This window comes from Ensifer sp. ZNC0028, from assembly GCF_000799055.1.
Taxonomy (GTDB): Bacteria; Pseudomonadota; Alphaproteobacteria; order Rhizobiales; family Rhizobiaceae; genus Ensifer.
Map to the genome: position 1 here is coordinate 21,076 of NZ_JTLA01000163.1, position 8,060 is coordinate 29,135.

At 63.1% G+C, this 8,060-nt stretch carries 7 protein-coding genes; 5 read left to right on the forward strand and 2 right to left on the reverse strand.

The window, feature by feature from the left end:
- The first annotated feature begins 85 nt into the window (after positions 1-85).
- From L981_RS30965 to L981_RS30985, 5 genes are all read left to right on the forward strand, one after another.
- Positions 86-1,282, forward strand: coding sequence for an MFS transporter (locus L981_RS30965; protein ID WP_043625948.1), 1,197 nt, complete (start codon positions 86-88; stop codon positions 1,280-1,282).
- A 173-nt stretch (positions 1,283-1,455) separates the two neighbouring features.
- Positions 1,456-2,496 (forward strand): PotD/PotF family extracellular solute-binding protein, encoded by a 1,041-nt coding sequence (locus tag L981_RS30970; RefSeq protein WP_043625951.1) that lies wholly within the window; start codon positions 1,456-1,458, stop codon positions 2,494-2,496.
- Positions 2,493-4,862, forward strand: a complete 2,370-nt coding sequence (locus tag L981_RS30975) for a bifunctional diguanylate cyclase/phosphodiesterase (protein WP_043625954.1) — start codon at positions 2,493-2,495, stop codon at positions 4,860-4,862. The genes L981_RS30970 and L981_RS30975 overlap by 4 nt, the downstream gene beginning before the upstream one ends.
- Before the next feature lie 106 nt (positions 4,863-4,968).
- Positions 4,969-6,240 carry a phosphoribosylamine--glycine ligase gene (gene purD / locus L981_RS30980; protein WP_043625957.1) on the forward strand — a complete coding sequence of 424 codons (1,272 nt, stop codon included), beginning with the start codon at positions 4,969-4,971 and terminating at the stop codon, positions 6,238-6,240.
- Between the two features lie 104 nt (positions 6,241-6,344).
- The gene (locus L981_RS30985; RefSeq protein ID WP_043625960.1) at positions 6,345-6,869 is read left to right on the forward strand and encodes a plant virulence effector HPE1-like domain-containing protein; all 525 of its coding nucleotides are present in this window, start codon (positions 6,345-6,347) and stop codon (positions 6,867-6,869) included.
- 118 nt (positions 6,870-6,987) lie between these two features.
- Here the strand turns inward: L981_RS30985 and L981_RS30990 are convergent, their stop codons facing one another.
- Together L981_RS30990 and L981_RS30995 are read right to left on the reverse strand one after the other, a co-directional pair.
- The gene (locus L981_RS30990; protein WP_043625963.1) at positions 6,988-7,491 is read right to left on the reverse strand and encodes a DUF523 domain-containing protein; all 504 of its coding nucleotides are present in this window, start codon (positions 7,489-7,491) and stop codon (positions 6,988-6,990) included.
- Between the two features lie 63 nt (positions 7,492-7,554).
- Complete coding sequence (locus L981_RS30995) at positions 7,555-7,935, reverse strand: cupin domain-containing protein (RefSeq protein WP_043625965.1); 381 nt, start codon at positions 7,933-7,935, stop codon at positions 7,555-7,557.
- Positions 7,936-8,060 lie beyond the last annotated feature (125 nt).

Here is an 8,060-nt window from a genome sequence, read left to right on the forward strand (position 1 = left end):
CCAGATCACAAAAGCAGGCCAATCGCAACCTCAGTAGAGATGGGGCCACGCCGCACACAACCTTCGAGACGGCAAGGAATCACCCATGTCTACCGTGACTTCAACTTCCGGGATCTCCCCGGAGAAGACGGCTTTCTCCGTCATCCTCGCCGTCAGCTTCTGCCATATGCTGAACGACATCATGCAGTCGCTGCTGACCGCGCTTTATCCGCTGCTGAAGGCGAACTACTCGCTCGACTTCGTGCAGATCGGTCTCCTGACCTTCACCTTCCAGCTGACGGCGTCGATGCTGCAGCCGGCCGTCGGCATCATCACCGACCGCTGGGCCCTGCCCTATTCCCTGCCGCTCGCCATGCTCTCGACCTGCAGCGGCCTGATCCTGCTCGCCAATGCGCATGACTTCTGGGTTCTGCTGGTCGCAGCGAGCCTGATCGGCGTCGGCTCGGCGATCTTCCATCCGGAATCCTCCCGCATCGCCCGCCTTGCCTCCGGCGGCCGCCACGGCCTTGCTCAATCGCTGTTCCAGGTGGGCGGCAATGCCGGCAGCGCCATGGGTCCGCTGCTCGCCGCCTTTATCGTCATCCCGTTCGGCCAGGGCAGCCTCAGCTGGTTCTCGATCGTCGCGATCATCGGCTTCTTCGTGCTCTCCTGGGTTAGCACGTGGTATGTCCGCCATCGCCGCACGACCATGAGCCGCGCAGCACCGAGCCGGGCCCTGCCTCTGCCGAAGGGCCGGGTGATGTGGGCGGTTGCCGTGCTCGTGCTTTTGACGGCCACCAAGAACGTCTACATGGCGAGCATCTCCAGCTACTTCACCTTCTTCGTCATCGAGAAGTTCGGCGTCGAGGTGCAGCAGGCGCAGCTGATGCTGTTCCTGTTCCTGGGTGCGGCCGCGGCCGGGACCTTCCTCGGCGGCCCGATCGGCGACCGCTACGGCGCCCGCTTCGTCATCTGGTTCTCGATCCTCGGCGTCATCCCCTTCGCCTTGATTCTGCCCTATGCGAACCTCTTCTGGACCTGCGTGCTCTCCGTCATCATCGGCCTGATCTTCTCCTCGGCCTTCTCGGCGATCGTCGTCTTCGCCCAGGAACTGGTTCCGGGCCGGGTCGGGCTGATTGCCGGCGTCTTCTTCGGGTTCGCCTTCGGCTTTGGCGGCATGGGCGCTGCCGTGCTTGGTATCTTCGCCGACCGACAGGGCATCGAGTTCGTCTATACGATCTGCTCCTATCTGCCGCTGCTCGGTGTGCTCACCATCCTCCTGCCGAGGATCCCGGCAAGATAAAAAATCAGGCAGAAAGACCTGGAAAATCGGACCGGGCGCCGCCATGCGGCGCCCGGTTTTCGTTTCTCGAAAGACACAGCCGTCGCCACCCCGCGGCCGCGCGCAGCCCTACGTAATCATTCATCAATTTTTGCGCGCTACGGTCGTCTGACGGGCTTGGGCAGGGGTATACAATGCAGGGGCGAACGGCGATTCCGGCCTTACTGGCGACGTTGCTATTCGCAACGGCGGCACCGGCCGAGACCCTGAACCTGCTCATCTGGGAATCCTATATCGACCAGAAGATCCTCGACCGCTGGTCGTCGATCACGGGCGTTGCCGTGCACCAGGTCTATTACGACAGCGGCGATACCCGCGACGAGGTCCTGGCCGATCCGAACAGCCGCGTCGACCTGGTGGTAACCGGCGAAAACAGCGCGGCCCTCTTCGGTCGCAAGGGCGTTCTCGAAAAAATCGACGAGACCAACGTCGCCTCGCTCAGGGACTATGACGAAAGCTGGCGCAAGCGCTGCTCCGGCCGGGGCCTGCCCTATCTCTGGGGCACGATGGGCATTCTCTACCGTTCCGACGTCTTAGCCGAAGCGCCGACCTCCTGGCAGGATCTGATGCGCCCTGCCGCTGCGCTTGCCAAGCATGTGGCCATGTACGACGACCACAACGAGGCCTTCGTCGCGCCGTTGATGCTGCTCGGCCAATCGATCAATACCAACGACAGCAGCACGCTGAAGGCCGCCTTCACGCTGATGAAGGAACAGGCCCCTTCCGTGCTCACCTACGAATACATCATCAGCGCGATCCAGAACCCTGCCGTCAGCAAGGACATCTACATGGCGCTCGGCTACAGCGGCGACCAGCATGTCCTCAATGCCAAGGCCGGCACCCCTGGCGTATGGCGTTATGCGGTTCCGAAGGAGGGCACGCTCTCCTGGCTCGACTGCATGTCCGTCGTTGCCAATTCGCAAAACAAGGATCGGGCGCTGGCGCTGCTCGACTATCTCGGATCGCCGGGAAGTGCCGCCGCCAATGCGCTGGCGCTCAACATGCCGACAGCAAGCCGGGCAGCCCACGCACTCCTGCCGGAAGAGGTCCGCTCCGACCCGGCGATCTACCCCTCGCCCGACATTCTGGCCAAGAGCCAGTATCAACAGGAACTGTCCACAGAATCGGTGCAACTGCGCCGACGGATCATCAGCACATTGGCGAATTTCCAGTGAACCTCGGCAAACGCGCGCTCATCCTGATTTTTCCCGTGGTGCTTGCCGGCTATCTGCTGGCGGCGATCTCGGTCCACGTCACGCAGAGCCGCTCCATCCGCGCGCTCGAGCATGCCAAGCTCTCGCAGCGCCTTGAACATGCGGCCGCCGTCTTCCAGAACGAGATCGGCCGCAGCAAGGGCTTTCTCAATGCGCTCTTGAACGGCAATTCGCTGCGCCAGTACGTTTCCGAAACAGATGCGAGCTATCGCGCGAATGCGCTTGGCGTGCGGCTGCAGGAGAGCGTCAAATCGCTGCTCGACGATCCGACTGGCTATGTTTCGCTGGCACTTCTCAGTTCCGAGCTCAAGTCCGAATACTACTTCGAAAACAGCTGGGATCCGTTCGCCGAGATCGACGAGGCGCAGCTCAACCTCGCCCGCCGCCTGATCCGCGAAGACAAGCTCGCCGATTGGACCTATCTCTATGAGGCGGGCCAGAGACCGCGCATCGTCTATTCCTTCTTCCTCGACCCGATTGCCTTTACCCGGCCGTTGCCGAGCAAGAAATCGAACGCCCTGCTCGTCCAGGTCGCGATCCAGCCCGACCGCTTCCTCGACATGCAGCAGGCGCTGAAGAAAGAGTATGGCTCCGACATCGTTCTGCAGCCCTGGCCGTTGGCCGTGACCGATGACCTTTCGGCAAGCGTGCATCTCGGGCCCTCGCTCTATGCGACGCTCACCGTTTCGAGCGAGCATTTCGACGCGCTAATGGCGCAGCAGAAGTTCCTGCTGGCGCTCGGCGCCGTCGCCATGAGCCTGTTCTCGATCTGGCTGATCATCATGCTGATCCGCCGCTTCATCACCGATCCGATCGCCACCCTCGACGCCAATGTGATGGCGGTGATGGTGGGTGCGCGCGACGAAATCCGCGACATGGAAGAAAAGGGCGAGATCGGGCGCCTCACGGAAAACATCCGCGAACTGCACCGCCAGTCGGTGCAATCGCTGAAGCTCGTGCAGCGCAGCTCGTGGACCGATACGCTGACGGGGATCAGCAACCGCGGCCATTTCAATGCACTTGCCGCCGGTGTCGTGCGCGAGGCGATCGCGGCCGGCGAGAAGTGCAGCCTGCTGTTCATCGACATCGACAACTTCAAATTCGTCAACGACAAGCATGGCCACGAGATCGGCGACGAACTCCTGAAGACCTTGGCGACCCGTATCGCCGAGCGGGTCGACGCGATTACCGAGCGCCGCGGCCAGAAGCCGGCCATTCTCGCGCGCCTTTCGGGCGACGAATTCGCCGTGCTGGTGCGTTCGCGCCCGGGCGACGGGACGGTCCGGGAAATCTCGGGCGCCATCCTCTCGCTGTTCGAGGACGGCTTCGAAGTCTCCGACAAGCGCTATCCGGTGACCGCAAGCATCGGTGCGGCGATCTGCCCGGATGACGCCACCTATCTTACAGAACTGATCGCGAATGCCGATGCGGCGATGTATCAGGCCAAGACCAGCGGCAAGAACCGCTCCGCCCGCTACTCGCGTGCGCTTCACGACAAGCGTACGCGCCTGCGCCAGATCCAGGATGAACTGCGCTCGCTCGATCCGGATGAGCAGTTCCACCTCGTCTACATGCCGATGGTCGACACCGAAGGCCGGGTCACCGGCTGCGAGGCGCTGCTGCGCTGGTACTCGCCGGTGCTCGGCAACGTCACCCCGGACGAATTCGTGCCGATTGCCGAAAGCTCGGGGCTCTTCACCAAGATCGACTGGTGGGTGATCAACAAGGCGATGTCCGACTGCGGCCAGCTGAAGGCCCTGTTCGGCCCCGAAACCGTGCTCGCCATCAACATTTCCTCGGCCGAACTGCACTCCAAGGCGATTGCCGACCATTTCGCCGACTGCCTGCAACGGCATGGGCTGGAGGCGCGCTCGATCGAGATCGAGCTGACCGAAACCTTCGCCGTCAAGTTCAGCGACCAGCTTCGCCGCAACATCGACGCGCTGCGCCAGAACGGCTTCCGGCTTTCGATCGACGATTTCGGCGCCGGCTACACGTCGGTGCAGCAGATCATCGAATACACCGCCGATACCATCAAGCTCGACCGGGCGCTGGTATCGAACCTCACCGCGTCGCATTCCCTGCCGGTTCTGAAGGCGCTGATCGCGCTCTGCCACGCCAAGGACGTCGCGGTCGTCGGCGAAGGCATCGACACGCCGGAGAAGCTCTCCATGCTGACGGCGGCCGGCTGCGACCTGTTCCAGGGCTACCTCATCAGCAAGCCGCTGCCGATCGAGGATCTGGCAATCTGGGCGCTGACACGCACCGCCCGTTATGCGCATGACGAAGCGCTGGACGAGCAACAGAGCCGCCAGGCCATCGCCTGAGAGGTGGCGATTGCGAGAATCGCCACCCGGACTCCCATTTTCCCTTGACCTTGCCGGCCTGCCGTCCTAACCGCAGCGCAACATTTTCGGGATATCGGGGGCTGCAATGAAGGTTCTTCTGATCGGATCGGGTGGGCGCGAACACGCCCTTGCATGGAAGATCGCGCAGTCGCCGAAACTGACGAAGCTCTATGCCGCGCCGGGTAACCCAGGCATTGCCGAAGAAGCGGAAATCATAGCACTCGACACGGACGACCATGCGGCCGTCGCCGACTTCTGCCGCAAGGAAGCGATCGATTTCGTCGTGGTCGGGCCTGAGGGACCGCTGGTCGCCGGTCTTGCCGACGTGCTGCGCGCTGCCGGCATCGCCGTCTTCGGCCCCTCTGCCGCCGCCGCCCAGCTCGAAGGCTCCAAGGGCTTCACCAAGGATCTCTGCGCCCGCTACGACATTCCGACTGGCGCCTATGGCCGCTTCACCGATGCGGAGAGCGCAAAGGCCTATGTGCGCGAACAGGGCGCACCGATCGTCATCAAGGCCGATGGCCTCGCCGCCGGCAAGGGTGTCACCGTCGCCATGACGCTCGACGAGGCGCTCGCCGCCGTCGACGATTGTTTCGCCGGTGCCTTTGGCGCCGCCGGCGCCGAGGTGGTGGTGGAAGCCTATCTCGATGGCGAGGAAGCAAGCTTCTTCTGCCTCTCGGACGGCAAGACGGCGCTGGCGCTGGCGTCAGCCCAGGACCACAAGCGCGTCGGCGACGGCGACACTGGGCCGAACACCGGTGGCATGGGCGCCTACTCGCCGGCCCCGGTCATGACGTCGGAGATGATCGAGCGTACGATGAAGGAAGTCATCGAGCCGACGATGCGCGGCATGGCGGAAAGCGGCCATCCCTTCTCCGGCGTGTTCTTCGCCGGGCTGATGATCACCGCCAAGGGACCGGAACTCATCGAATACAACGTCCGTTTCGGCGACCCCGAGTGCCAGGTGCTGATGATGCGGATGAAGAGCGATCTTCTGCCGCTGCTCTATGCCGCCGCGACCGGCACGCTCGCCGGCATGGCTGTGGAGTGGCGCGACGAGACGGCGCTGACCGTCGTCATGGCCTCCAAGGGCTATCCCGGCAGCTACGCGAAAAATACGCCGATCGGTGCCCTCCCCGCAGCGTCCGACACCACCAAGGTGTTTCATGCCGGCACAGCGATGAAGGACGGGGCGCTGGTCGCAACCGGCGGCCGCGTGCTCAACATCACCGCGACGGGAACCAGCGCTGGCGCGGCCAAGGACAGAGCCTATGCGGCCCTTTCGGCCGTTTCCTGGGACAACGGCTTCTACCGGCACGATATCGGCTGGCGCGCGGTCGCACGCGAGAAGGCGTGACCGGTAGCCGGTAATTCGCGGATCATTCTATTTTTACCAATTCTCCTGACGGGAAAGTAAGGGAGCGCGCATATTCTCATCGGTAACGATCCGGGAGAAAAACGATGCGCCTGTTGCTGATCACCACCGTCCTTGGGCTTGCCGCCGGCAACGCCGCGGCGTCGTCGATCGAAGCGATCGCTTCCGGCACGACCGACAATGCCAGCGTCTCCACGCTTTCCTGCGCCGATTGCCCGCCGCTGCAATCGCGGAAGAAGGTCACCTATGTCGTGCCGACGATTGCTAATGGCGACGAAACGATCGAGCTCAAGAAAATCAACGGCGAGATGAAGATGGTGCGCACCGAGGCCTGGCTCGGCGGTTCGCCGGTGGTCTTCGTCAGCAAGCCGTCTCACGAGATGATCAAGACGGCCGCAGCCGAAACCGACGGCGACGCTGCAACCGTGACCGTCTCGAACATTTCGAACGACCAGAACCCGCAGGTTTCCAAGCCGGAGTTTCTCGCCATCGATCAGACCGCAAAGACCGCCGCGGTGACGCCGATCGGCGCGTCCATGGTGGCGACCCCCGCGGCAAACGAGGGCTCACAGGATTTTGATCCGTCCACCCTCGAACTTCGGCTAGACTGATCGCCTATCGGGAAAGTTCCCTGCCCCGCTCAGCCGTCCCCTGCACTAAATGGCTGACGGGCGTATCGCTGCAAAAGCGAGAGATTGCGCCCCTGAGAGAAGCGGGGGCGCAATCTTTTTATTGCGGGCCTTCCAATTCTTCGATCCGCGCGACCAGCGCTTCTATCTGCCTGTCCGAATAGACTTCGACGCCGTTGGCAAGCAGCAAGGCGGCCGTTACGCCCTCACCCGGATGGCGCGCGCCGGAAAAGCTGCCGTCATAGACGAAGCCCGAGCCGCAGGACGGGCTGCCATCGATCAAGAGCGCGAAGCGACAGCCGGCTTGCCTGGCAAGCGAAAGCGCGTTCTCGGCCGCCTGTATGAAACCCTCGGTGACATCACCGCCGCTGATCTCCACCACCCTCGCCTTGCCGGCGAGCACATCCTTGCCGACGGCGCCGGCGGCGATCTCGGCCGGCGGGCGCGGCACCGGCATGCCGGCCGACATTTCCGGACAGATGGCCACGAGACGGCCTTCCGCGCGCCAGCGGTCGATCGCCGGATGGACAAGCGGCTTCGACTGGCCATCATACCGAACGGCATGGCCCATGAGGCAGGCGCTGACGAGGATCTTTGCGGGCATGCCTCTCTCTACTCCGGCGCCATGCCGGTCAGCAAGTGCGATCGTGGCAACCCGAGCGAGGGATCAGATCCAGCGGTCGTTTTCCGCGGTGCGTTCGCCACCCTCGTGGCCGGTGTTGAGCGTGCCGCGCGGCTCGATCAGCAGCATCTTCACCTCTTGCTCCGCATAGGGCTTATGCTCGACGCCCTTCGGCACGACGTACATTTCGCCCGGACCGAGCGTCACAGCCCCATCGCGGAAATCGATGCGCAACGTGCCCTCGAGCACGATGAAGGCCTCGTCGGTATCTTGATGATCGTGCCAGATGAAGTCGCCCTCGATGCGCACGATCTTGAATTGGTAGTCGTTGAGTTCGGCAAGGACCCGCGGCTGCCACTGATCGCTGAAGAGCGAGAGTTTTTCGGCGAAATTGATCGGCTTGTAAGTCTTCGTCGCGATCGTCATCGGCTGTCTCCATCTGTGTGATGGAGACAGGATATAGGTCGCCGGGCAGCGAACCGCTTGAACGTTTGTGCGCGGCGTGATGCCGCCGGTCTCCCAGCGGCATTACGCCTTATCCGACGATCTTC

Bases quoted from the DNA above. Each gene is read 5' to 3' on its own strand.
- purD (WP_043625957.1), top strand. From the start codon at position 4,969: ATGAAGGTTCTTCTGATCGGATCGGGTGGGCGCGAACACGCCCTTGCA.
- L981_RS30995 (WP_043625965.1), bottom strand. From the start codon at position 7,935: ATGACGATCGCGACGAAGACTTACAAGCCGATCAATTTCGCCGAAAAA.
- L981_RS30985 (WP_043625960.1), top strand. From the start codon at position 6,345: ATGCGCCTGTTGCTGATCACCACCGTCCTTGGGCTTGCCGCCGGCAAC.
- L981_RS30990 (WP_043625963.1), bottom strand. From the start codon at position 7,491: ATGCCCGCAAAGATCCTCGTCAGCGCCTGCCTCATGGGCCATGCCGTT.
- L981_RS30970 (WP_043625951.1), top strand. From the start codon at position 1,456: ATGCAGGGGCGAACGGCGATTCCGGCCTTACTGGCGACGTTGCTATTC.
- L981_RS30965 (WP_043625948.1), top strand. From the start codon at position 86: ATGTCTACCGTGACTTCAACTTCCGGGATCTCCCCGGAGAAGACGGCT.